The 24,464-nt window shown below is 55.1% G+C and carries 21 protein-coding genes; 10 read left to right on the top strand and 11 right to left on the bottom strand.

The window, feature by feature from the left end; translation table 11 throughout:
• Positions 1–43: 43 nt before the first annotated feature.
• A complete protein-coding gene (gene helD / locus AB8846_RS00635) occupies positions 44–2,098 on the bottom strand; it encodes a DNA helicase IV (RefSeq protein ID WP_370731774.1) in 2,055 nt (684 codons plus the stop codon).
• Between the two features lie 123 nt (positions 2,099–2,221).
• Between helD and AB8846_RS00630 the strand changes: the two genes are divergently transcribed.
• Positions 2,222–2,668, top strand: coding sequence for a YccF domain-containing protein (locus AB8846_RS00630; protein ID WP_023311032.1), 447 nt, complete (start codon positions 2,222–2,224; stop codon positions 2,666–2,668).
• Positions 2,669–2,687: 19 nt separating this feature from the next.
• On the top strand, positions 2,688–4,850 hold the full coding sequence (yccS, locus tag AB8846_RS00625) for a YccS family putative transporter (protein WP_370731773.1): 2,163 nt from the start codon (positions 2,688–2,690) through the stop codon (positions 4,848–4,850).
• Here the strand turns inward: yccS and AB8846_RS00620 are convergent.
• Positions 4,807–5,433, bottom strand: a complete 627-nt coding sequence (locus tag AB8846_RS00620) for a TfoX/Sxy family DNA transformation protein (RefSeq protein WP_063143981.1) — start codon at positions 5,431–5,433, stop codon at positions 4,807–4,809. The two genes, yccS and AB8846_RS00620, sit on opposite strands and share 44 nt — an antisense overlap.
• Positions 5,434–5,650: 217 nt before the next feature.
• Here AB8846_RS00620 and sulA point away from each other — a divergent pair, with 217 nt between their 5' ends.
• Complete coding sequence (gene sulA, locus AB8846_RS00615) at positions 5,651–6,160, top strand: SOS-induced cell division inhibitor SulA (protein ID WP_032638797.1); 510 nt, start codon at positions 5,651–5,653, stop codon at positions 6,158–6,160.
• A gap of 354 nt (positions 6,161–6,514) precedes the next feature.
• Entirely contained in the window at positions 6,515–7,570 is a 1,056-nt protein-coding gene (gene ompA / locus AB8846_RS00610) for a porin OmpA (protein WP_331412751.1), read from the top strand.
• 63 nt (positions 7,571–7,633) lie between these two features.
• On the opposite strand, the gene matP is transcribed toward ompA, so the two are convergent.
• Positions 7,634–8,086: a macrodomain Ter protein MatP gene (gene matP / locus AB8846_RS00605; protein WP_063143983.1), complete on the bottom strand. Its 453-nt coding sequence runs from the start codon at positions 8,084–8,086 to the stop codon at positions 7,634–7,636.
• 186 nt (positions 8,087–8,272) lie between these two features.
• Between matP and AB8846_RS00600 the strand changes: the two genes are divergently transcribed.
• Positions 8,273–10,033 (top strand): AAA family ATPase, encoded by a 1,761-nt coding sequence (locus tag AB8846_RS00600; protein WP_370731772.1) that lies wholly within the window; start codon positions 8,273–8,275, stop codon positions 10,031–10,033.
• Positions 10,034–10,101: 68 nt separating this feature from the next.
• A complete protein-coding gene (gene fabA, locus AB8846_RS00595; RefSeq protein ID WP_047347377.1) occupies positions 10,102–10,620 on the top strand; it encodes a 3-hydroxyacyl-[acyl-carrier-protein] dehydratase FabA in 519 nt (172 codons plus the stop codon).
• 72 nt (positions 10,621–10,692) lie between these two features.
• Here the strand turns inward: fabA and rmf are convergent, their stop codons facing one another.
• The 6 genes from rmf to rlmKL all read right to left on the bottom strand — a co-directional run bounded on the left by rmf (position 10,693) and on the right by rlmKL (position 18,619).
• The gene (gene rmf / locus AB8846_RS00590; protein WP_013097261.1) at positions 10,693–10,860 is read right to left on the bottom strand and encodes a ribosome modulation factor; all 168 of its coding nucleotides are present in this window, start codon (positions 10,858–10,860) and stop codon (positions 10,693–10,695) included.
• A 255-nt stretch (positions 10,861–11,115) separates the two neighbouring features.
• The gene (gene pqiC, locus AB8846_RS00585; protein WP_370731771.1) at positions 11,116–11,682 is read right to left on the bottom strand and encodes a membrane integrity-associated transporter subunit PqiC; all 567 of its coding nucleotides are present in this window, start codon (positions 11,680–11,682) and stop codon (positions 11,116–11,118) included.
• Entirely contained in the window at positions 11,679–13,319 is a 1,641-nt protein-coding gene (pqiB, locus tag AB8846_RS00580; protein WP_370731770.1) for an intermembrane transport protein PqiB, read from the bottom strand. The genes pqiC and pqiB overlap by 4 nt, the downstream gene beginning before the upstream one ends.
• A gap of 4 nt (positions 13,320–13,323) precedes the next feature.
• Positions 13,324–14,577, bottom strand: a complete 1,254-nt coding sequence (pqiA, locus tag AB8846_RS00575) for a membrane integrity-associated transporter subunit PqiA (RefSeq protein WP_063143987.1) — start codon at positions 14,575–14,577, stop codon at positions 13,324–13,326.
• 13 nt (positions 14,578–14,590) lie between these two features.
• The gene (locus AB8846_RS00570; RefSeq protein ID WP_063143988.1) at positions 14,591–16,498 is read right to left on the bottom strand and encodes an ABC transporter ATP-binding protein; all 1,908 of its coding nucleotides are present in this window, start codon (positions 16,496–16,498) and stop codon (positions 14,591–14,593) included.
• A 12-nt stretch (positions 16,499–16,510) separates the two neighbouring features.
• A complete protein-coding gene (gene rlmKL / locus AB8846_RS00565; protein ID WP_059346432.1) occupies positions 16,511–18,619 on the bottom strand; it encodes a bifunctional 23S rRNA (guanine(2069)-N(7))-methyltransferase RlmK/23S rRNA (guanine(2445)-N(2))-methyltransferase RlmL in 2,109 nt (702 codons plus the stop codon).
• Between the two features lie 98 nt (positions 18,620–18,717).
• Here rlmKL and AB8846_RS00560 point away from each other — a divergent pair, with 98 nt between their 5' ends.
• Positions 18,718–19,827 carry a YcbX family protein gene (locus AB8846_RS00560; protein ID WP_370731769.1) on the top strand — a complete coding sequence of 370 codons (1,110 nt, stop codon included), beginning with the start codon at positions 18,718–18,720 and terminating at the stop codon, positions 19,825–19,827.
• On the opposite strand, the gene zapC is transcribed toward AB8846_RS00560, so the two are convergent.
• Together zapC and pyrD are read right to left on the bottom strand one after the other, a co-directional pair.
• A complete protein-coding gene (gene zapC / locus AB8846_RS00555; RefSeq protein ID WP_023311020.1) occupies positions 19,824–20,366 on the bottom strand; it encodes a cell division protein ZapC in 543 nt (180 codons plus the stop codon). The two genes, AB8846_RS00560 and zapC, sit on opposite strands and share 4 nt — an antisense overlap.
• Before the next feature lie 165 nt (positions 20,367–20,531).
• Complete coding sequence (gene pyrD, locus AB8846_RS00550) at positions 20,532–21,542, bottom strand: quinone-dependent dihydroorotate dehydrogenase (RefSeq protein ID WP_063143992.1); 1,011 nt, start codon at positions 21,540–21,542, stop codon at positions 20,532–20,534.
• 248 nt (positions 21,543–21,790) lie between these two features.
• On the opposite strand from pyrD, the gene ssuE reads away from it, so the two are divergent.
• From ssuE to ssuD, 3 genes are read left to right on the top strand one after another with little or no spacing between them, the layout of a single operon-like run.
• Positions 21,791–22,366, top strand: a complete 576-nt coding sequence (ssuE, locus tag AB8846_RS00545; protein ID WP_023335146.1) for an NADPH-dependent FMN reductase — start codon at positions 21,791–21,793, stop codon at positions 22,364–22,366.
• Positions 22,359–23,321 (top strand): sulfonate ABC transporter substrate-binding protein, encoded by a 963-nt coding sequence (locus AB8846_RS00540; RefSeq protein ID WP_370731768.1) that lies wholly within the window; start codon positions 22,359–22,361, stop codon positions 23,319–23,321. Before ssuE ends, AB8846_RS00540 begins: the two co-directional genes overlap by 8 nt.
• Positions 23,318–24,463: an FMNH2-dependent alkanesulfonate monooxygenase gene (gene ssuD, locus AB8846_RS00535; protein WP_032638814.1), complete on the top strand. Its 1,146-nt coding sequence runs from the start codon at positions 23,318–23,320 to the stop codon at positions 24,461–24,463. The genes AB8846_RS00540 and ssuD overlap by 4 nt, the downstream gene beginning before the upstream one ends.
• Position 24,464 lies beyond the last annotated feature (1 nt).

Raw genomic sequence — 24,464 nt, 5'->3', positions numbered from 1 at the left:
GCGGCTACGCCTTACCCGGCCTACAAAATCTTGCCTGACATCGTTATGGTTTACGCGCCACCGGCACATCAATACTCTTCAGGATATCGACAAACACGGATGGCTCCTCTTTATTGAACAGCAGCCACACGCGATGCCGCGCGCGGGTGATGGCCACATACAGCAAACGCCGCTCTTCGGCATCCGGGAAGTCTTCCGGCACCGGCAGTAAGGCCTCTTCCATTACCGACTCGCGGGCCGGGGCCGGGAAACCGTCACTGCCCTCTTTCAGCCCCGCCACAATCACATAATCGGCCTGCTGCCCTTTGCTGGCGTGAATGGTCATAAATTCAAGCTGCAGCTTCGGCCAGCGGGTGGCGGCTTTTTCCAGCGCCGCAGGTTTAAGGTGATGGTAGCGCGCCAGCACCAGAATACGTTCATCGGGCTTTGCATAGCCGCTGAGCTTGTCCAGCAGCGGTTCCAGCTGGTCTTCCGCCAGCAGGGTGACCGCTTTTTTATCTCCTGGGCGCAGGCTATTGAGCGGCTTTGCCAGCTGATGCGGGTTCTGCTGGATAAAGCGGTTGGCGATCTCGCCAATGCGTGAATTGAAGCGGTAGGTGGTGTCCAGATCGCTGCGGTCCCCTTCGCCAAAATAGTGGTGGAACGCGGTCGTCAGGGAGAGCTGCGCCCCGCTGAAGCGATAGATGGCCTGCCAGTCGTCACCCACCGCAAACAGCGACGTATGTTTATTTTGCGCCCGCAGCGCCGAGAGCAGTGCAGCACGCTGCGGTGAGATGTCCTGGAACTCATCCACCAGAATATGTTTCCACGGGCTGACAAAACGTCCCTTTTCAAGAATGATGATGGCCTGATGGATTAAACCGGAGAAATCGACAGCATTTTCCTCCTTCAGCGCGGTTTTCCAGGCTTTCAGCAGCGGAGCCATCAGCTTGACCCGCTTCGAAAACAGATCGCGGATCGCCTCCGGCGCGCTTTCAATCATCTCTGCCTGCGTTCCACCGTGCATTCGCATCAGGCTGACCCAGCGGTCAAGGCGCGAACCCAGCCGACGCGCCAGTTTGTCATCCTGCCAGAAGCCGCCCTCTGGCACCTCCCAGTTGAGCTCCTCCTCCAGCCACTGACGCCACCCTTTCGCCTGCGCTTTTTTCTCACTGCACTGCTGGCGCCACGTTTTGATGAACAGCGCCTGTCGTACCTGCGCGTCGTTTTCCAGCTTACTAATGGAAGGCACTTTTTTACTGCCCTGCTGAATAATATGCAGCGCAAGGGCATGGAAGGTTCTGGCCGTGATATCCCGGGTGTGCAGGCGCTCCTGGATACGCTCGTCCATCTCCTGGGCAGCCTTGCGGCCAAAGGCCAGCAGCAGAATTTGATCGGCTACCGCTTCCCCGGTCGTCAGCAGCCAGCCCGCACGCGCCACCAGCACCGACGTTTTACCGCTACCGGCCCCCGCCAGCACCAGCAGCGACTGCTCGCCGTTGACCACCGCGCGCGCCTGGGCCGGATTGAGCGGTGAAGATTCCACCGTACTGAAAAAGTCGGCGTATTGGGTGAGCATGGCATCCGTCCAGGCCTGATTATGGGCGAGACGGCTTTTATCCATATCATTCAGCCAGGCCTGACACTGGCGCCAGGCGTCACGACAATTATCAAATTCGTCGAGACGCGTCACGGAGAGCGGCAGCGCCGAGAGTGCCTGTCGGATCTTTTGCTGCAGCCCGGCGGTCTGCTGACGGGTCAGCCACGTATGCTGCGCGTTGCTTTGCGCGATATCGTCCAGCACCTGCTGGAGCACCTGGGCGGCAATCACGCTCATATCCTGGCTCCACTGCTGCCAGAGCGCATTCAGGTGATGATGGAAACGCTGAGTTTCCGCCCACTCGGTGCCGTGAAGACGCACGACTTTATCGTCAGGCAGAACGAACTCCAGTTCGCCCCACACCAGCCCGCGCTTGCAGTGGATAGCCAGAAGCTGGTTAAACGGAATAAGGTATTCGTGGCGTTCCCCGGAGACTTTCACCCCGGCATTAAGGAGAACAACCCTGTCGTAAGGGTGTTGCGCCAGGCGTTTGCCTAACGACGTTGCTTTCAGTTCCATGTTCCGCCAAATCCACGAAGAGATAATTTACCTGACAGTTTAACTGCCAGTTTTAAGGTGCTCCAGCCTAAAAAAACGTTACAATCATTAGGCGTTAATTTTATCGAAAGGAAGTGAGAGTTTATGCGTACCGTTCTGAATGTGTTGAATTTTGTGTTGGGCGGTTTTGCCACCACCCTTTCCTGGCTTTTTGCCACGCTGGTGAGCATCGTCCTGATTTTCACGCTTCCCCTGACCCGTTCCTGCTGGGAAATCACAAAACTCTCCTTAATCCCCTACGGGAATGAAGCCATCCACGTTGACGAGCTGAATCCGGAGAGCAAAAACGCCCTGATGAATACAGGCGGAACCCTGCTGAACATTCTGTGGCTGATTTTCTTCGGCTGGTGGCTGTGCATCATGCATATTTTTGCCGGAATTGCACAGTGCATCACGATTATTGGTATTCCGGTGGGGATCGCGAACTTTAAGATCGCCGCCATCGCCCTTTGGCCCGTCGGTCGCAGGGTTGTTCCGGTAGAAGTGGCCCAGGCGGCGCGTGAAGCAAACGCTCGTCGTCGTTTTCAGTAAATAAGGACCGGCCGCGTTTATGCTAAGCCCACTGCTTCGCCGTTATACCTGGAACAGCACCTGGCTTTACAACGTCAGGATATTTATCGCGCTTTGCGGCACGGTTGCCCTGCCCTGGTGGCTGAATGATGTCAAGCTCACCATTCCGCTCACGCTGGGGGTGGTGGCCGGGGCGCTGGCGGACCTGGACGATCGTCTGGCCGGGCGTTTACGTAACCTGGTCATTACGCTTGTCTGCTTTTTTATTGCGTCAGCGTCCGTTGAGCTGCTTTTCCCGTGGCCCTGGCTGTTTGCCCTGGGCCTTACGCTCTCAACAAGCGGGTTTATTTTGCTGGGCGGCCTTGGGCAGCGCTATGCCACCATCGCTTTTGGGGCATTGCTGATCGCTATCTACACCATGCTGGGCGTTTCCCTGTACGACCAGTGGTACCAGCAGCCGGTTCTGCTGTTGCTGGGCGCCATCTGGTATAACCTGCTGACGCTAACCGGTCATCTGATCTTCCCGGTTCGCCCTCTGCAGGATAACCTTGCCCGCAGCTTTGAGCAGTTAGCCCACTATCTGGAACTGAAGTCCCGGCTGTTCGACCCGGATATAGAGGAAGAAAGCCAGGCTCCGCTCTACGATCTGGCGCTGGCAAACGGCCAGCTGGTCGCCACCCTAAACCAGACAAAAGCCTCTCTGCTTACCCGTCTGCGCGGCGATCGCGGTCAGCGCGGAACCCGAAGGACCTTACACTACTATTTTGCCGCCCAGGATATTCATGAACGCGCCAGCTCCTCGCACGTTCAGTATGCTGCCCTGCGCGAGAAGTTCCGCTACAGCGACGTCATGTTCCGCTTCCAGCGCCTGCTGTCCATGCAGTCCCAGGCGTGCCAGCAGCTCTCGCGCTCCATTCTGCTGCGCACGCCCTATCAGCATGACCCCCGCTTTGAACGCGTATTCAGCCATCTTGATGCGGCACTCGATCGCGTTCAGGCCAGCGGAACGTCACCGGAGCACATCAAAGCGCTGGGCTTTCTGCTGAACAACCTGCGGGCGATTGATGCTCAGCTGGCGACAATTGAGTCCGAACAGGCGATGGCGCTGCCGGGCAGTGAGGTGGAAAATCAGCTTGCTGATGACAGCATGCACAGCGTTAGCGATATGTGGCTACGGCTGAGCCGTAACTTTACGCCGGAGTCGGCTCTCTTTCGCCACGCGGTGAGAATGTCGCTGGTGCTGTGCGTGGGTTATGCCTTTATTCAGATAACCGGGCTGCACCACGGCTACTGGATCCTGCTGACCAGCCTGTTCGTGTGCCAGCCGAACTATAACGCCACCCGACACCGTCTTGCGCTGCGTATTATCGGCACGCTGGTTGGCGTCGCGATCGGCCTTCCGGTGCTCTATTTTGTGCCTTCCGTTGAAGGTCAATTGATCCTGATCGTGATCACCGGCGTGCTGTTCTTTGCGTTTCGCAACGTGCAGTATGCCCACGCCACCATGTTCATCACGCTGCTGGTGCTGCTCTGCTTTAACCTGCTGGGTGAAGGGTTTGAAGTTGCCCTTCCCCGCGTGATCGATACCCTGATTGGCTGCGCGATAGCCTGGGCCGCGGTCAGCTTTATCTGGCCGGACTGGCGTTTCCGCAATTTGCCGCGCGTGGTAGACAGGGCGATGAACGCCAACTGTCGATACCTTGACGCTATCCTGGAGCAGTACCACCAGGGGCGCGATAACCGCCTGGCTTACCGGATAGCACGTCGCGACGCGCACAACAGTGATGCAGAACTGGCCTCCGTTGTCTCTAACATGTCAACGGAGCCTCGCGCCACGGCGGAGATCCGTGAGACCGCGTTCCGCCTGCTCTGCCTGAACCATACGTTCACCAGCTATATTTCGACGCTGGGGGCCCACCGTGAGAAACTCACCAACCCAGGTATCCTCAACCTGCTCGACGACGCCGTCTGTTATGTCGATGACGCGCTTCATCACCGGCCGGCCGATGAGCCCCGCGTTGAACAGGCGCTGGATGAACTCGCGCAACGCATTGCGCATCTTGACCCAGGAAACGACAGCAAAGCGCCGCTGGTTCTTCAGCAGATAGGCCTGCTTATCGCTCTGCTGCCTGAAATTTGCCGGCTGCAACAGCAAATCGCTACCTGGAGGAGTGATTCTCCTGTGGCTCAGGCAACGCATTAAACCACTCCGTCAGCTCCCGGCGAATACCTGCCGGGAGTGCCGCCTCATGCAGCCCTTCGATAGCCCCTTCCAGCGCAAAGAGAACTTTGATACTGAGCGCTTTGTTTTTTGCCCGCATCTTTAGCCAGCTCGCTCTGGCACCCAACGCCCGCAGCGTTTCCTCATTGGTGATGCCAGCTTCTAAGAGCAAGACCTCAAGCTGAAAGGTCAGGTTTGGCAGATCCTTCAGGCGGTTTCGCTGATGGCGCTGATAGCGCTCTTTTCTTGCCGCACTGAGCGCAAACGAGGAGAGCTGAAGCAACCGCTCCCTGTCCTGCCATAATCCGTCATCCACACGATAATAGTTAAGCAGCACCGGGCGGCCTCGCTTCATCAACGTCAAAAATGAAGAGGCATTCTTTACACAGTATTTCGCACTCTCCTCACAAGCGCGAAGATAAAGCTCGCCATCGGACACCATGGCAAAAACCGCGTCATCCACCGCCAGGGTATAGCCTCCAAACAGCGCGCGATGATGTATTTCGCCCAGCGGGGAGAGGTATTCCTGGGATTTATAAATCCGTTCATAAGATATCTTTTTCATGATATTTCCCTTCAAAATCATAAAGTAACAACGAATTTTCTTACTGCCGGATCCGTTAGCAGGAAAATAGGCAACTTATCGCCGTTGAGCAAGATGATTTTACGAGGGGCATCAAGATTGAATGAATTTTGCGAGTCGCTTTCCGAAAATGAGGTTGATCTTTATGCATACAGGGGTTACTGTATATCCATACAGTAACTACAGGGCTGGAATGAATATGCACACTTCAGGCTATGCAAATCGCTCAACCTCTCTCTCTTCTACCGCAGGCAATGTCGCGCAGAATTCCGTCGAGCGTGTTTCCACGGGGCTTATCAGTGAAGTGGTTTATCGTGAAGACCAGCCCCTGTTGACGCAACTTTTGTTGTTGCCGTTATTGCAACAGCTTGGTCAGCAATCGCGCTGGCAGCTTTGGCTCACGCCTCAGCAAAAACTAAGCCGTGAGTGGGTTCAGTCCGCTGGCCTTCCACTCACCAAGGTTATGCAAATTAATCAGCTCTCGCCTTGCGATACCGTTGAGTCGATGATCCGCGCGTTACGCACCGGAAATTACAGCGTGGTGATTGGATGGTTATCGGAAGAGTTGACGGAAGAAGAACATTTCCGTCTGACTGAAGCAGCTGAAGAAGGGAATGCGATCGGCTTCATTATGCGTCCGGTTCGATCGGATTCTTACCGCAAAGGACAACATTCTGGGCTAAAAATTCACTCGAATTTGTATCATTGAGTGAAATTAAGATTTTTCCTGGAATTTTTTTTGACCTCAAGATGCGGTTTTAGTTCCCGCCCTCAAAATTGCGGCAAGGCTTGTCTGGTGCGGTTCTCCTTAATTTTATTGCACAAAATTCGTTCAGAAAATGTTAAATAATCGGTATACGGAACTTTTTTTTTCATATGCCTGACGGACTTCACACTTGTAAGTTTTCAGCTACGTTGTAGACTTTACATCGCCAGGGGTGCTCGGCCTAAGCCGAAGATATCGGTAGATTTATATTTGACCACGCCCCCCGGTGAAGGATTTAACCGTGATTCTCTCTTGAGACTTTCATGGCGAATTTTGGATGATAACGAGGCGCAAAAAATGAAAAAGACAGCTATCGCGATTGCAGTGGCACTGGCTGGCTTCGCTACCGTAGCGCAGGCCGCTCCGAAAGATAATACCTGGTATGCAGGTGGTAAACTGGGCTGGTCTCAGTTCCATGACACCGGCTGGTACGACAGCGCAAACAACAATGATGGCCCTACTCACGAGAGCCAGCTTGGTGCAGGTGCGTTCGGTGGCTATCAGGTTAACCCGTATGTTGGTTTTGAAATGGGTTACGACTGGTTAGGTCGTATGCCATACAAAGGCGACAACGTAAACGGCGCTTTCAAAGCACAGGGCGTTCAGCTGACCGCTAAACTGGGTTACCCAGTAACTGACGATCTGGACGTGTACACCCGTCTGGGCGGCATGGTATGGCGCGCTGACTCCAGCAACAGCCGTGCTGGCGACGATCATGATACCGGTGTTTCCCCAGTATTCGCTGGTGGCGTTGAGTGGGCTATGACCCGTGACATCGCTACCCGTCTGGAATACCAGTGGGTTAACAACATCGGCGACGGCAACACCGTTGGTGTTCGTCCAGACAACGGCATGCTGAGCGTAGGTGTTTCCTACCGCTTCGGCCAGCAGGAAGATGCAGCACCAGTTGTTGCTCCAGCGCCGGCTCCAGCTCCAGAAGTACAGACCAAGCACTTCACTCTGAAGTCTGACGTTCTGTTCAACTTCAACAAAGCGACTCTGAAACCAGAAGGTCAGCAGGCACTGGATCAGCTGTACTCTCAGCTGAGCAACCTGGATCCTAAAGACGGTTCTGTAGTGGTTCTGGGCTTCACCGACCGTATCGGTTCTGACGCTTACAACCAGAAACTGTCTGAGAAACGTGCTCAGTCTGTTGTTGATTACCTGATCTCTAAAGGTATCCCAGCTAACAAGATCTCCCCACGTGGTATGGGCGAATCTAACCCAGTTACTGGCAACACCTGTGACAACGTGAAAGCTCGCGCTGCACTGATCGACTGCCTGGCTCCAGATCGTCGCGTAGAGATCGAAGTTAAAGGCATCAAAGACGTTGTAACTCAGCCAGCGGCATAAGTTATCGTCTTATAAAAAAACCCCGCCATGCGGGGTTTTTTATTGTCTGCAGAAAAGAAAAATCTACTTTTTACCCAACAGAGCCTGAAGGTCGTTCTTCAGCGTTGACATCTGATTGGCGTACTTCTCTTTATGTTCGGCATCCTCAATCAACTGTACGATGGTTTCCGAAAGCGTTTTCCCCCGTCGTTGCGCCAGCCCAGCCAGGCGTTGCCAGACGACGAACTCCAGATCGATTGATTTTTTGCGAGTGTGCTGATGCTCAGCATTAAAATGCCGTTTGCGTCGCGCGCGGATAGTTTGCTTCATCCGGTTTAACAACGCGGGATTGATGTGTTTCTCAATCCAGCTGTTAACCTGTACCGGTTCATTTTCGAGGGTCAGCAAAATATCCACGGCTTCTTGCGCAGCGCTGGCTTCGATGTAGCAGGTGATCAGCTCCCCTTCACGGTGCTTTTTGACCAGGTACTTCCATTTCCAGCCGCTTTCAAGATTTTCCAGTTGTTGATATTTCATTGCGATCTCAGTGTTACCACGTAACTCTGTTCAGAATATCAGTTTTTTAGCAATCTGCTGAAAAGAAATCATATCCTGTGAGTGAATGCAGCCAATCGTCCTCTCGAAATACCCAATCCTGCTTGGGTACAGCCCCCCGCTTACGGTATACTCCACGCTTTTACATCTGACTAAAAAACATCAACTTTGACCATTACGAAACTTGCATGGCGTGACCTTGTTCCGGATACCGAAAGTTACCAGGAACTGTTTGCACAGCCCGAACTCGCAAAAGAACACGAATTCATCCTTAGCGATACGCAGCCTCGTTTGCATTATGCGCTGGAGCAGGTGTTAAGCCCGTGGGCAACAGCGCCCTTCATGCTGCTCAAGGCCCCGGAAGAAGCGGAATACCTGACGCTGCTCGGAGATGCCGTGCGCCAGCTGAAGCCGGAAGCGAACGCAGTTTTTGGCGGCCAGTATCGTATTACGGGACATGATGTCACTTTCGAACCGGCGGCGCAGGCCGATGGTCGTTTTGCCGCTAAGGGCGAAGTGATTACCGCTAACTGGGCCGAGGCGGAACAACTCTTTGGTTGTCTGCGCCAGTTTAACGGTGAACTTTCGCTGCAGCCGGGGCTGGTACATCGCGCAAATGGCGGTGTTCTCATCATCTCTCTGCGTACCCTGCTCTCGCAGCCGCTGCTGTGGATGCGTCTGAAAACCATCGTGCACCAGCAGCGTTTCGACTGGGTCGGCTACGATGAGTCTCGTCCCCTGCCTGTCTCCGTTCCGTCTATGCCGCTGTCGCTGACCGTCGTGCTGACGGGCGACCGTGAATCGCTGGCGGACTTCCAGGAAATGGAGCCAGAACTCGCTGAGCAGGCGGTGTATAGCGAATACGAAGACAACATCCAGATTGCTGACGCCGACGATATGGCACAGTGGCGTCAGTGGGTGATGGCCGTTGCTGAACGTTTTGCGCTGCCAACCCCTGCGGCTGACGCGTGGCCGGGTTTAATCCGCGAAGCGGTACGCTACACCGGTGACCAGGAAACGCTGCCGCTTTGCCCGCTCTGGATCGGCAAACAGCTGCGTGAAGTGGGTGCGATCAGCGGTGACGGAGCGTTCACCGGCGAACAGCTCACTCAGATGCTGGCTCAGCGTGAGTGGCGAGAAGGCTATCTTGCCGACCGTATGCAGGATGAAATTCTGCTGGAACAAATTCTGGTGGAGACCGAAGGCGAACGCGTCGGGCAGATCAACGCCCTGTCGGTGATTGAATTTCCTGGCCATCCGCGCGCATTCGGGGAACCGTCCCGTATCAGCTGCGTTGTGCACATTGGCGATGGTGAGTTCACCGACATCGAACGGAAAGCCGAGCTGGGCGGAAACATTCACGCGAAAGGCATGATGATCATGCAGGCGTTTTTGATGTCAGAGCTGCAGCTTGAACAACAGATCCCCTTCTCCGCCTCGCTGACGTTTGAGCAGTCCTACAGCGAAGTGGATGGCGATAGCGCCTCTATGGCCGAGCTGTGCGCCTTAATCAGCGCCCTGGCGGAAGTGCCCATCAATCAGAACATCGCGATCACCGGTTCGGTGGACCAGTTCGGTCGTGCCCAGCCAGTGGGAGGCCTCAACGAAAAGATTGAAGGCTTCTTCTCTATCTGTCAGCAGCGCGGTTTAAACGGCAAACAGGGTGTGATTATTCCTGCTCCCAACGCACGCCATTTGAGCCTCAGTCAGGACATTCTGGATGCGGTTGAGCAAGAGCAGTTCACCATCTGGGCCATCGAAGGGATTGAGGATGCGCTACCCTTACTGACAAATCTGGTTTGGGATGGCGAAGGGCAAACCACCCTGATGCAGACCATCCAGGAGCGCATTGCTCAGGCGACGCAGCAGGATGCTCGTCATCGTTATCCATGGCCGTTACGCTGGCTGGGCTGGTTTAGTTCGAACTGATCGGACTTGTTCAGCGTACACGTGTTAGCTATCCTGCGTCCTTCACTAAAATAAGGCTTACTGAGAACATGGTAGATAAACGCGAATCCTATACAAAAGAAGATCTTCTTGCCTCTGGTCGCGGCGAACTGTTTGGCGCAAATGGCCCACAGTTGCCGGCCCCGAACATGCTGATGATGGACCGTGTCGTGAAAATGACCGAAACCGGCGGCAACTTCGATAAGGGTTACGTAGAAGCAGAACTCGATATCAACCCGGACCTGTGGTTCTTCGGTTGCCACTTTATTGGCGATCCGGTAATGCCTGGCTGTCTGGGCCTGGATGCCATGTGGCAGCTGGTTGGTTTCTATCTGGGCTGGCTGGGCGGCGAAGGTAAAGGCCGTGCACTGGGCGTGGGCGAAGTAAAATTCACTGGCCAGGTTCTGCCTACAGCGAAGAAAGTGACCTATCGTATTCACTTCAAGCGCATCGTTAACCGTCGCCTGATTATGGGCCTGGCTGATGGCGAAGTGCTGGTAGACGGCCGTCTGATCTATAGCGCAAGCGATCTGAAAGTTGGCCTTTTCCAGGACACTTCCGCGTTCTGATTGTGCTTTTCGCACCTCCAGAAAGGCGAAACCTCCGCATTGCGGAGGTTTCTTTTTTTGAAAGAGACGTTATCAGGCTATGAGTGCCCTGTCGCCGATGGCTTCTCGCCAGCCTCCAAGCCATTGTGACCTTTGATTTATCGTCTGATAAGGACACATTTCTTTAGAACGTCCAGCGATGCCGGCCTGATAACCACGTTGATGAGCCCGTTCCAGGCGATCTCGTTTCTGTCTCTTCATGCCTCGTTTCCCTCATTCTTTTGTCTGGTGGAAAGAAAACAGTGTCTGCACTAAATGCACAGGCACAGATAACGAATACCCCGAATTACTCGCAGCGTCAATGTTCAAAATTCATACGGGTGTCATATTTGTGAGCTACCTGGAAGTTCATTTGTACAAAAATTGTGACGTGGCACAAGTAACGATCTGAAGTGAAAACGAAAAAAAACCGCAATCAGCGACAGGCCAACTGCGGTTTTTGATGATGAATTTTACTTATGGCAGCCGGGAAATTTCTCTCGCGATGCTGGCCGACTCCTGTGCCCAACCCTGAGCCAGGACTTTCACCATTTCGTCATAGCCATCTTTCTGCTGCTTAAGCTCCAGATGGAAAGGACGCTTAATCAGCTGCCCCTGGTGATTTAGCAACCACTCCCCGCTGATCACCACCGCACCGTCGTAACGGCCGTGGAAGGCCGTTACCGTGACGTTCAGCGTATCCTGGTCGTTACCCAGCGGCTGCGACGCGACAACCCAACCCGGAAGCTGGCTGCCCAGATTGGCCACCAGCGTGTTGCGCAGCTGCTGATCCAGCGGGCTGGCCCACAGGTTGTTCGTCGCAATCACGTATTTAACGTCGCTGGTCTGATAGACCACGCCGTTTCCTGCCAGATAATCCGGCACCGTAACCTGCTCAACCCACAGCTGACGGTTTCCCTGGCTGGCCGTACTTTGCCCACCGCTGTGGATAGCCACAGGCAGCTGATAGTAACTTTTATTATCTACCCCTGAACTGCACGCCGTTAACAGCAGAGCGCCAACCATCAATAGCCACTTTTTCATTCTTTTGCCCTCTTCGGCTCAGGATCCTTTTTATCTTTCGCTTCGAACACCAGCGCGTTGCTCTTCTCGTTGAGCGTTTTCAGCACCGGCTGCAGTTCGCGCAAAACCTGATCAAGACGCTGCATATCTGCCACCATCTTGTTGTAGGCCGCTGAACCCGGCTGGAAGCCCTGCATACTGCGGTTCAGCTCACGCAGCGTTTTCTGCATATCCTGCGGCAGCTGCTGCATACTCTGGCTCGCCGTGATCTTGTTGATGTTATCCAGCGTGGTTTGCAGACGACGCATCGTTGCCTGGCTTTCGCTCAGAGAGTTCGTCGCCGCTTCAATCATCGGATTCAGCGGCAGATTGTTGATCTTATCCAGCGTCTCCATCAGGCGCTGCTGGATCTGAGCCAGACCGCTGCTCACCGTTGGGATGATCTTGTAGCCACCGAATTCACGAATACCGGTAATCGGCGGTGCTTTCGGGTAGAAGTCCATATCCACATACAGCGCACCGGTCACCAGGTTACCCGTCTTCAACGATCCGCGCAGACCGCGTTCCATCAGTTGACTGATATGGGCGGCAATATCCTGATTCTCACCAATCTGATTAAGTAAACGTTCCGGCTCGATGCGGATCAGCACCGGAATACGATAATCATCGTCCAGCATCTGGCTCAGGCCAGGTACAAAGAACGGAACTTGTCCCACCGTACCAAGACGAATACCGCGGAACTCAACAGGCGCTCCCGGCTGCAGACCGCGGACGGAATCTTTGAAGAACATCAGGAAGCCGATGTGATCGGTATAGAGCGCGTCCTGAATGCTTCGCTGATCGTCAAAGAGTCTGAACGCCGTTTTCTCGGCAACCGGCTGCCCCAGATCCTGCCCTTCCGGCACATCAAAGCTCACCCCGCCGCCAAACAGCGTGGTTAATGATCCCATTTCTACGCGCATGCCCGCAGAGGTAAGATCCACCGCGATCCCGCTGTCCTTCCAGAAGCGAACGTTGCTGGTCACCAGACGATCGTTTGGCGCATTGATGAACAGCTGGTAGCTGATGGTACGCTTTTGCGCATCGAAGGTGCTGGTTTCAACAGAACCCACGCGGTAGCCGCGGAACAGTACCGGGTCACCCGCCGTAAGCTGGCCCGCTTTTTTGCTGTCGAGGATCACGCGGATACCCTTGGCATCAGGCGGCGCAAGCGGCGGTGAGTCGAGAAGCTGATATTGCCCAGGCTGGCTGCCCTTCGTGCCGGGCTGCAGTTCAATGTAGGCCCCAGAGAGCAGCGTCCCTAAGCCGCTGATCCCTTCGCGCCCCACCTGCGGTTTAACCACCCAGAAAACGGAATCGCCATGCAGCAGTTTTTCCATGCCGGCATTAAGGCGCGCCTTAATCTCCACATGGGTTAAATCGTCGGTCAGGGTTGCGCTTTCGACCACGCCAACGTCCACGCTACGGCTTTTGATGGTCGTTTTACCGCCCTCAATCCCCTCGGCATTGGTGGTTATCAGCGTGACTTCCGGTCCCTGATGGCTGTAATGATAAAACAGGATCCATGCACCGATCAGCGCGGTCACGATGGGAAAAATCCACACCGGCGACCAGTTTTTGACCTTCTGCACTTTCGCCTCTCCACTCTTATTTTCCATGCTCTTACTCTTCCTCATGGCTTGATTCAGGCTCACGATCCCACGATAAACGAGGGTCGAAGGTCATGGCCGCAAACATGGTCATAATCACAACCAGTGCAAACATTAAAGCCCCCATCGCGGGATAAATACTCATCAAACCGCCCATCCGCACCAGCGCAGAGAGAACGGCGATGACAAACACGTCAATCATTGACCAGCGTCCGACAAACTCGACCACTTCATAAATCAGGTGCATGCGCTCGCTGTCGCGTTTCCCATGACCTTTCGCATCCCAGCAGAGCCAGGCGATGGCGATCATTTTTAGGGTTGGCACCATAATACTGGCGATAAAAATGACGCCGGCGACCGGATAAGAACCTTCGCCCCACAGCAATACCACCCCGGCCAGGATCGTCGAGGGCATTTTGTCGCCAAGCAAATCGGTGATCATGATCGGCAGAATATTGGCGGGCAGATACAGCATGATGGACGTAACCAGCAGCGCCATCGTCCACTGCAGACTATTTTTACGGCGTACGTGACCTTTTGTTTCGCAGCGTGGACAAACGTCGAGATCGGCGGGCAGTACGGCGGTGCAGCAGGGGCAAGAACGCAGCCCCTGACGAATACCGGGCACGCCGACCTTCACCGTCTGCGCAAGCGTCGGTGCCGGGGCGATATCATCCCACGCCCAGCGCCTGTCCACGCACTGAAACGCGCGCAGCTGCAGGACGCAGTACAGGCACCAGGGAACAAAGCTGCTGCCGATCCCCACATCGCCATACGCCATCAGCTTCACGAAACTGACCAGAATGCCCGCCAGAAAAATCTCGGCCATGCCCCAGCTTTTGAGCTGAAAAAGGATACGCGCAAGCCGGATTTTCAGTGATACCGGCATCCTAACGCGGTTCACCAGTAAAAGGATGGCGACCAGGCACAACGCCGGGACTATCTGGACAAACAGGAGAAAAAAGGTGCCGAGGCTGGCGTAATCTTCCGAGAACATCACGCCCGGGATTTCAAGCAAATCCACCTGGCTGGTTATCCCCCCCACCTTCATATAGATGAAGGGGAAGAGATTGGAGAGCAGCAGCATGAACAATGCTGCGAGAGCGTAAGCAGTGGGACGCTGCCGCGGCGCGTCCCACTCGGTTGTCAACGTCGCACCGCAACGTGGACACAGGGCTTTATGTCCGTGACCAAGCTCTGGCAACGCCACGAGCATATCGCATTGCGAGCATAAAATATGCCTGTCGGCATGGTGCTGGTCACACATATGTTATCCCTGTTTATGCGCCGTTCTTCAGAGACTCAAGGTACTCCCAGCGCTCAAATGCTTCTTCCAGGGCTTTTTCAGCCGCGGACAGTTCAGCCAGTACTTTCTGAGTATAGTCATGAGATTGGGTAAAGAATGACGCATCAGCAACCTGTTTTTGCAGATCCTCAAGCGCGTTCTCCAGCTCTTCCAGACGCTGAGGTAGCCCCTCCAGTTCGCGCTGCAGGTTATAACTTAGTTTAGCCGAGGTTTTCTTGACAGTTTCTGCTTTTGTTACAGCAGGTTCAGAACCTGTTTTGGACTTTGACTGTTTCTGCGCCAGAGACTGCGATTGCTGCCCTTTTGCATCGTGATAACCGCCGACGTACTGTCCAATTCGCCCTTCACCTTCGAAGATCCAGCACTCGGTCACGGTGTTATCAACGAACTGACGATCGTGGCTGACCAGCATCACGGTACCCTGATAGCCGTCAATCAGTTCTTCGAGCAGTTCCAGCGTTTCGACATCCAGGTCGTTCGTTGGTTCATCGAGAATCAACAGGTTACTCGGTTTCAGGAACAAACGCGCCAGCAGCAGACGATTTCGCTCCCCGCCTGACAACGCACGCACCGGGGTCATTGCACGTTTCGGATGGAACAGGAAGTCCTGCAGATAGCCCAGCACGTGGCGCGGTTTACCGTTAACCATCACCTCTTGCTTACCTTCAGCAAGGTTATCCATCACCGTTCTGTCTGGGTCCAGCTCTGCACGGTGCTGGTCAAAGTAGGCGACTTCCAGCTTGGTCCCGCAGTGAACGCGGCCGCTGTCAGCCTGCAGCTGACCGAGCATCAGCTTGAGCAGCGTGGTTTTACCACAGCCGTTCGGGCCAATGAGGGCAATTTTATCGCCACGCTGCACCTGAGCGGAGAAGTCTTTCACCAGAACTTTTCCATCGACCTGGTAATCGACATTTTCCATTTCAAAGACAATCTTACCGGAGCGGGATGCCTCTTCGACCTGCATCTTCGCGCTGCCCATCACTTCACGACGAGCGCTGCGCTCGTTACGCATCGCCTTCAGGGCACGCACGCGGCCTTCGTTACGGGTACGGCGGGCTTTGATACCCTGACGGATCCAGACCTCTTCCTGTGCTAGCTTGCGGTCGAACTCCGCATTTTGCAGCTCTTCCACGCGCAGGTTTTCTTCTTTTTCCAGCAGATAGGTATCGTAATCGCCAGGATAAGTCACCAGCTTGCCGCGATCGAGATCGACAATACGCGTCGCCATGTTGCGGATAAACGAACGGTCGTGTGAGATGAAAATAATGGTGCCGTTAAAGGTCTTCAGGAACCCTTCCAGCCAGTCAATCGCTTCGATATCCAGGTGGTTGGTCGGTTCATCCAGCAACAGCACCTTCGGGCCGCTGACCAGCGCGCGGCCAAGCGCCGCTTTACGCAGCCAGCCGCCGGAGAGCGCCGACAGCTCCATATCCGCATCCAGACCTAACTGATCCAGCACTTCGGTGATACGGCTTTCAAGCTGCCACAGACCGTGATGATCCAGAAGCTCCTGCAGGCGCGCCATCTCATTGAGATTTTTTTCACTTGGGTCGGTCATCACCAGATGTGAAATTTCGTGGTAGCCCTTCAGGTATTCAGCCTGCTCAGAAATCCCTTCTGCAACGAAATCATAAACGGTACCCGCCACGTTACGAGGAGGGTCCTGCTGCAGACGGGAAACAATCAGATCCTGTTCGTAAACAATGCGCCCGTCATCCAGGCCCTGTTCACGGTTGAGGATTTTCATCAGCGTGGATTTACCCGCGCCGTTACGGCCTACAAGACAGACGCGTTCGTTATCTTCAATATGCAGTTCAGTATCATCGAGAAGTGGCGCATCGCTAAAAGAGAGCCACGCGCCGTGCATGCTAATTAATGACATTTATTTTTCCTTTCAGACCGCGGTAATCAACCAGCAGTTATGAATTTGACGGTTACGGGCAAAGTCCTGAGACAGCGTTTTTTGGCTGATTTCTTGTGCTTTCAGGCCCAGGGCTGCTAAACCGTCATGGTCCATACGGAAGCCGCGTTTGTTGTTCGAGAACATAATGGTGCCGCCCTTGCGCAGCAGGCGCTTCAGGTCGGTCATCAGGCGCAGGTGATCGCGCTGTACGTCAAAGCTATCTTCCATACGCTTGGAGTTGGAGAAGGTCGGCGGATCGATAAAGATCAGATCGAACTGCTCGTCGGTTTCACGCAGCCAGCCCAGCACGTCGGCCTGCATCAGGCGGTGCTGGCGTCCGGTTAAACCGTTAAGACGCAGGTTGCGCTCCGCCCATTCCAGATAGGTGCGGGACATATCCACCGTAGTGGTGCTCCGCGCGCCGCCCAGACCCGCATGCACGCTCGCGCTGCCGGTATAGGAGAACAGGTTGAGGAAATCTTTGCCCTTGCTCATCTGGCCCAGCATGCGACGGGCGATACGGTGGTCCAGGAACAGGCCGGTATCCAGATAGTCGGTCAGGTTTACCCACAGGCGGGCGTTGTACTCGCCCACTTCGATAAAATCGCCCTTCTCATTCATCTTCTGGTACTGGTTTTTCCCTTTCTGCCGCTCGCGGGTTTTCAGCACCAGCTTGTTTGGCGTGATGCCGAGCACGGCGATGGTCGCCGCAATGACGTCCAGCATGCGCTGACGCGCTTTTTGCGCATCGATGGTTTTCGGTGGAGCATATTCCTGAATCACCACCCAGTCCGCGTAGCGGTCAACCGCCACGTTGTACTCCGGCAGGTCGGCGTCGTACAGGCGGTAGCATTCAATCCCTTCCTGCTTCGCCCACTTCTCGTATTTCTTCAGGTTCTTGCGCAGGCGGTTGGCGTAATCCTCCGCCACGCCGGATGGCTTGCTGTCTGCCGCTTTCTCCGCCAGATGGTAGTTCTTCTGCACGCAGTCCAGCGGGCCGTTTTTCGCCTTAAACTGGCGATCGGCACGCAGCTGCAGGCAGCTCAGCAGCTCCGGCGAGGCGCTAAACAGAGACAGGTTCCAGCCGCCGAAGTAGTCCTTCATATTGCGGCCCAGCAGGCTGTGCAGGGCAATCAGCGCCGGTTCGCTGTCCAGACGCTCGCCGTATGGCGGGTTGCTGATCACGGTTCCGTACGGGCCTTTTGGCAGCGGGTTGGTCAGGTTCGCCACGTCTTTCACCTCGAAGGTGACCAGCTCGCCGATACCGGCGCGACGGGCGTTGCTGCGCGCGCGTTCAATGACGCGCGGGTCGCTGTCCGAACCGTAGAAGTGGGAGGTGTACTCCGCCAGACCTTTGCGCGCGCGGGTTTGCGCGTCGTCTTTGACCTCTTTCCAGATCGCTTCGTCGTGCTGTGCCCAGCCTTTAAAGCCCCAGTGACCGCGATGCAGGCCCGGCGCGCGGTCGGTTGCCAGCATGGCCGCTTCAATCAGCAACGTACCGGAACCACACATCGGATCGAGCAGCGGCGTGCCCGGCTGCCAGCCGGAGCGCATGACGATGGCGGCGGCCAGCGTTTCTTTAATTGGCGCCATACCGGTACGATCGCGGTAGCCGCGCAGGTGCAGGCCCGCGCCGCTCAGATCGAGAGAAATACTCGCCGTGTCGCCGTTGAGCCAGACGTTAATACGCAGATCCGGATTTTCGCGATCGACGTTCGGACGTTCCTTATTTTTACGCGTGAAGCAGTCCACAATGGCGTCTTTTACGCGCAGGGCACCGTACTGGCTGTTGCGGATCTCGTCGTTCACGCCGTTGAAATGCACCGCAAAGGTGGCATTTGGCGTGAAGATCTCTGTCCAGTCGATCATCTGTACGCCGGTATAGAGGTCCAGGTCGCTATAGACCTTGCACTCCTTCATCGGCAGCATGATGCGCGACGCCAGACGGCTCCACATCAGGCTCTGGTAAATAAGCCGCGTGTCGCCCTCAAAGTGGACACCACCCTGAACCACCTGACACTCTTGTGCGCCCAGGCTTTCCAGTTCAGTTTTTAACAGCTCTTCCAGCCCACGGGCCGTACTGGCAAACAGAGAATTCATATCGTCACTTTTACTCTTAGAAAATTGTCGCGCATTATAGCTAATATGGCGTGTATGTCATAAAGTTGAAGGCTTATTTTCACTTGTGGGAGTGTGCAGTGGCGACGTTATCCAGGCTTTTTATTCATCCGGTGAAATCCATGCGCGGAATCGGCGTCTCTCACGCGCTGGCCGACATGAGCGGATTTGCCTTCGATCGTATTTTTATGGTCACCGAGCCTGACGGCACGTTCATTACCGCACGCCAGTTCCCGCAGATGGTTCGCTTTACCCCTTCCCCGCTTCATGACGGTTTGCATCTGACCGCGCCGGACGGTTCCAGTACGGTCATTCGCTTTGCTGATTTTGCGCCTGTCGATGCGCCAACGGAAGTGTGGGGCAATCATTTTACCGCGCGCATCGCTCCGGATGAAATTAACCGCTGGCTGAGCGGTTTCTTCTCCCGCGACGTGCAGCTGCGCTGGGTTGGGCCTGAACCGACGCGTCGCGTGAAGCGCCACGACGCCGTTCCCCTCTCCTTCGCCGATGGCTTCCCTTTCCTGCTGACTAACGAAGCCTCGCTGCGTGATTTACAAGGCCGCTGCAAAGCCAGCGTTCAGATGGAACAGTTCCGCCCTAACCTGGTGGTGACGGGTGTCGACGCCTGGGAAGAAGACACCTGGAAAGTGATCCGCATTGGCAGCGTCATTTTTGACGTCGTTAAACCCTGTAGCCGCTGCATTTTCACCACGGTGAGCCCTGAGAAAGGCCAGAAGCACCCTTCCGGCGAACCGCTGAAGACGCTGCAGTCGTTCCGCACCGCGCAGGACAACGGCGATGTGGATTTCGGCCAGAACCTGATCCCTCGCTCCAGCGGCGCAATTCGCGTCGGTGATGAGGTAGAGATCCTGGCCCGCGGGCCAGCAAGAGTGTACGGCTCAGGTCAGGAAGAAGAAATGGTCGACGTTGTGACGAATGTCGCTTCTGCGGTAGATATTCACTGGCAGGGCAACGTCATCCGTGGCAACAACCAGCAGGTATTACTGGAGCAACTGGAGCAGGCAGGTATTCGCGTACCCTATTCCTGTCGCGCAGGCATTTGCGGATGCTGCCGCATCAAGCTGGTGGATGGAGAGGTCAGTGCGCTGAAAAAATCGGCAATTGGAAATGACGGCACAATCCTGTGCTGTAGCTGCATACCGAAAACGTCCGTACAGCTGGAAGCTTAAACCGCCTGTTCGAGGCTGAAGGAATCTACGCGCAGCTGTGGCTTCAGCCGGTCGTTCATCACTTTAATGGCATCGCCAAGCTGCATCGTCCGCCCGGCAATGGTTACGCCGGGCTGTGCCAGCAGGCAGAGCGCAGCATTTTCGCCTGGCTCAACCACCAACAGGCTTACCTCTTCTGCGGTATCGCTCAGATTTACGCTGGCCGCGTCACCCGTTGCCGGGGTCCAGCTCATACCGTGCGCAAGAAAATGCCAGCTTTTTGGCATTTGCGGTTTCAGGAAGCGGATAGCCACCAGCGCATTTAATACCAGCTCGGCACGCTGCTCTTTCGAGAGCACCAGATCGCGGCATTTTTCTTCAAAAGAGAAATAAAGCGCCGCATCGTCAACGCAAAAGCCCGACGGGGAAAACGCGTCCGGGGTTAACATTCGGCGGGCAAAACGAGAACGAAACAACATGCCATTGGCTAAATCGAGCATCATTCGATCATGCTCGTCGCAAAAATACCAGCGCCAGTTATCGTCAGGTTTAATTCGCATGTGTCTCTCCCGTCCCCAAACATCCTGTACTAAAATTGTCCTGATCGCCGCTTCGTTTATAACACCATTAATAAAAGACTATAATGTTTAAATAAGCAACAGTGACGGAATATAAAACAACCAGGGCTGGAAATAAAGCCCTGGTTGTCTGATTAAGAGAAAAGATTAGATATGAGTAACGATTTCTTTAATCAGCGGTGGTCCTTTAAAAATAAAGCCGGAATAGATTTGCACCAGTGACGCACCCGCAGCCATCTTCTCGCGTGCAGCAATCACTGAGTCAATGCCGCCGACGCCAATAATCGGCAGACGTCCTTTTAATTCCACAGACAGGGCGCGAATAATTTCGGTGCTTTTTAATTGTACCGGACGTCCACTTAACCCACCCGCTTCGTCACAGTTTTTCATTCCCTGTACGAGGGAACGATCGAGGGTGGTATTGGTCGCAATCACACCATCAATATTATGGCGAACCAAACTGTCGGCAACCTGGATCAATTCTTCGGCAGAAAGATCCGGGGCGATCTTAACCGCGACCGGAACATATTTATGGTGGATCGTCTGGAGTTCATTTTGCTTATTTTTAATGGCACTCAGAAGATCGTCCAGCGCTTCGCCATATTGTAAGGAACGCAGCCCCGGGGTATTGGGTGAAGAAATATTCACCGCAATATAACCGGCATAGGCGTAGACTTTTTCCATACAAATCAGATAGTCATCTTTACCCTGCTCTACCGGCGTGTCTTTATTTTTGCCGATATTGATGCCTAATATCCCGTCAAAATGGGCTTTTTTTACGTTCTCAACAAGGTGATCAACACCGAGGTTATTAAAGCCCATGCGGTTGATCAGCCCTTCGGCTTCAACCAGGCGGAACAGGCGCGGCTTGTCATTTCCCGGCTGCGGGCGCGGCGTGACGGTACCGATTTCAATGGAGCCAAAGCCCATCGCGCCCAGGGCATCAATGCACTCGCCATTTTTGTCCAGACCCGCCGCCAGACCCAGCGGATTTTTAAAGGTCAGACCCATGCACTGCACAGGTTTTTCCGGCACATTCTGACGCACCAGAGCGGCCAGAGGCGTTCCGGTAATACGACGTAATTGCTGGAATGTAAATTCATGAGCGCGCTCAGGGTCGAGCTGGAAAAGGGCTTTACGAACGAAGGGGTAGTACATGAACTCTCCTGGATTCCCGGTGTGCAAACCGGGAGGGGATTATGGGCGATCCACGCGCGAAAGGGAATTGACCTGCGGCAAAAAATCAGCGTAAAACGCAATCGTTTTCCTCCCTGCCTATTTCTTATGCACTTTTTCGCATTTTAATTGCAGATAAATCATTTAGTGGAATAACCGCGCGGTGTCACACTCCTGAAAATTGTTATGAATGTTAGATAAAAGCAAACAATTAGTTATAAGGAGGAAGTATGCGCGTCATTACCCTGGCCGGAAGTCCACGATTCCCTTCGCGCTCCAGCGCCCTGCTGGAATATGCCCGCGAAAAACTCAATGCCCTGGATGTGGAAGTGTGCCACTGGAACCTGCATAACTTCGAACCTGAAGATCTGCTCTATGCCCGTTTCGACAGCCCTGCGCTTAAAACGCTCATTGAGCAGCTTAACGGAGCTGACGGCTTAATTGTGGCAACGCCCATTTATAAAGCCTCTTTTTCCGGGGCGCTGAAAACCCTGCTCGACCTGCTTCCTGAACGCGCGCTGGACGGCAAAGTCGTGCTGCCGCTGGCAACGGGCGGTACGGTTGCCCATTTACTGGCCGTGGATTATGCCCTGAAGCCGGTGCTGAACGCGCTGAAAGCGCAGGAGATCCTCCACGGCGTTTTCGCAGATGACTCCCAGGTTATCGATTATCAACATAAACCTCATTTTACGCCGAACCTGCAAACCCGCCTCGATACTGCCCTGGAAACCTTCTGGCACGCTCTGCACCGCAGGGATATTCAGGCGCCGGCGTTTGGTCAGCCTCAAGGAGTCGCACATGTTTAAAACGTTAACCCGCATCGGCCTGGCAGGTCTGATGGCGCTTACCTCGCTGGCCCATGCCGCAGAAACGGCTCCGGAAAGTTTACGCATTGGCTACCAGAAAGGCAGCGTCAGCATGGTGCTGGCGAAAAGCCACCAGCTTCTGGAAAAACGCTTCCCGGACACCAAATTCTCCTGGGTGGAGTTCCCGGCTGGCCCGCAGATGCTTGAGGCCCTGAACGTTGGCAGTATCGATCTCGGCAGCACGGGTGATATTCCGCCGATATTCGCCCAGGCGGCGGGAGCAGACCTCGTCTATGTTGGCGTTGAGCCGCCCAAACCAAAGGCAGAAGTGATTCTGGTGCCTGAAAACAGCGATATTAAAAGCGTCGCCGACCTTAAAGGGCATAAAGTTGCTTTCCAGAAAGGTTCCAGCTCACACAACCTGCTGCTGCGCGCCCTGCAAGAAGCCGGGCTCAAGTTCACGGACATTCAACCGGTTTACCTGACGCCTGCCGACGCCCGCGCCGCGTTCCAGCAGAAGAACGTTGATGCCTGGGCTATCTGGGATCCGTACTACTCCGCCGCATTACTGCAGGGCGGCGTTCGCGTGCTGAAAGACGGTACCACGCTGAAGCAGACCGGCTCGTTCTATCTGGCCGCCCGTCCTTATGCGGAAAAGAACGGCGCATTTATTCAGGGCGTACTGGATACCTTTACCCAGGCCGATGCGCTGACCCAGACCCAGCGCCAGGAGAGCATTACCCTGCTGGCGAAAACCATGGGCTTACCTGAGCCGGTGATCGCGAGCTATCTCAACCACCGTCCGCCGACCACCATTACGCCTGTGGACGCGCACGTCGCCGCGCTTCAGCAACAAACGGCTGACCTTTTCTATCAAAACCACCTGGTACCAAAACAGGTCACTATTCGCGAACGCATCTGGCAGCCCGCAGGCAAAGAAGGAGCTAAATCATGAGTCTGAATCTTTTCTGGTTTTTACCTACCCACGGTGATGGACACTATCTTGGTACAGAAGAGGGCTCGCGCCCGGTTGACCACGGCTACCTGCAGCAGATTGCGCAGGCGGCGGACCGAATCGGTTTCACCGGGGTGCTGATCCCGACCGGACGTTCATGTGAAGATGCCTGGCTGGTGGCCGCGTCGATGATCCCGGTCACCCAGCGCCTGAAGTTCCTGGTTGCATTACGCCCGAGCGTAGTCTCCCCCACCGTGGCGGCGCGTCAGGCGGCAACGCTGGACAGGCTGTCCAACGGTCGCGCCCTGTTTAACCTGGTGACGGGCAGCGATCCGCAGGAGCTGGCGGGCGATGGGGTGTTCCTCGACCATACCGAGCGCTATGAAGCCTCCGCCGAGTTCACCCGCGTCTGGCGACGTCTGCTCGAAGGTGAAACCGTCACCTTTGAAGGCAAACATATTCACGTTCGCGACGCGAAACTCTACTTCCCGCCGGTGCAGCAGCCGCGCCCGCCGCTCTATTTTGGCGGATCGTCGGATGTGGCCCAGGATCTGGCGGCAGAGCAGGTCGATCTCTATCTGACCTGGGGCGAACCGCCTGAGCTGGTGAAAGAAAAAATTGCCCAGGTACGCGCTAAAGCAGCCGCCCATGGCCGCAAGGTGCGCTTCGGCATTCGCCTGCACGTGATTGTGCGCGAAACCAATGAAGAAGCCTGGCAGGCCGCCGACCGCCTGATTTCCCATCTGGACGATGAGACCATTGCGAAGGCGCAGGCCGCGTTTGCGAAGACCGACTCCGTCGGACAGCACCGAATGGCGTCCCTGCACAACGGCAAGCGCGAGAACCTGGAGATCAGCCCGAACCTGTGGGCGGGCGTCGGTCTGGTGCGCGGCGGTGCGGGCACGGCGCTGGTCGGCGACGGGCCGACCGTAGCCGCCCGGATTAATGAATACGCCGAGCTGGGTATCGACAGCTTTATTCTCTCCGGTTATCCGCATCTGGAAGAGGCATACAAGGTGGGCGAGCTGTTATTCCCGCATCTGGATGTTGCCATTCCGGAAATTCCGCAGCCGCAGCGGCTTCAGCTTCAGGGCGAAGCCGTGGCGAACGAGTTTATTCCACGCAAAGCCGCACAGAGCTAAG

Source organism: Enterobacter sp. KB-221C9, from assembly GCF_041320715.1.
GTDB lineage: Bacteria > Pseudomonadota > Gammaproteobacteria > Enterobacterales > Enterobacteriaceae > Enterobacter > Enterobacter asburiae_D.
Note: the sequence above shows the minus strand (reverse complement) of the source record. Positions and strands in the feature narration are given on the sequence as shown.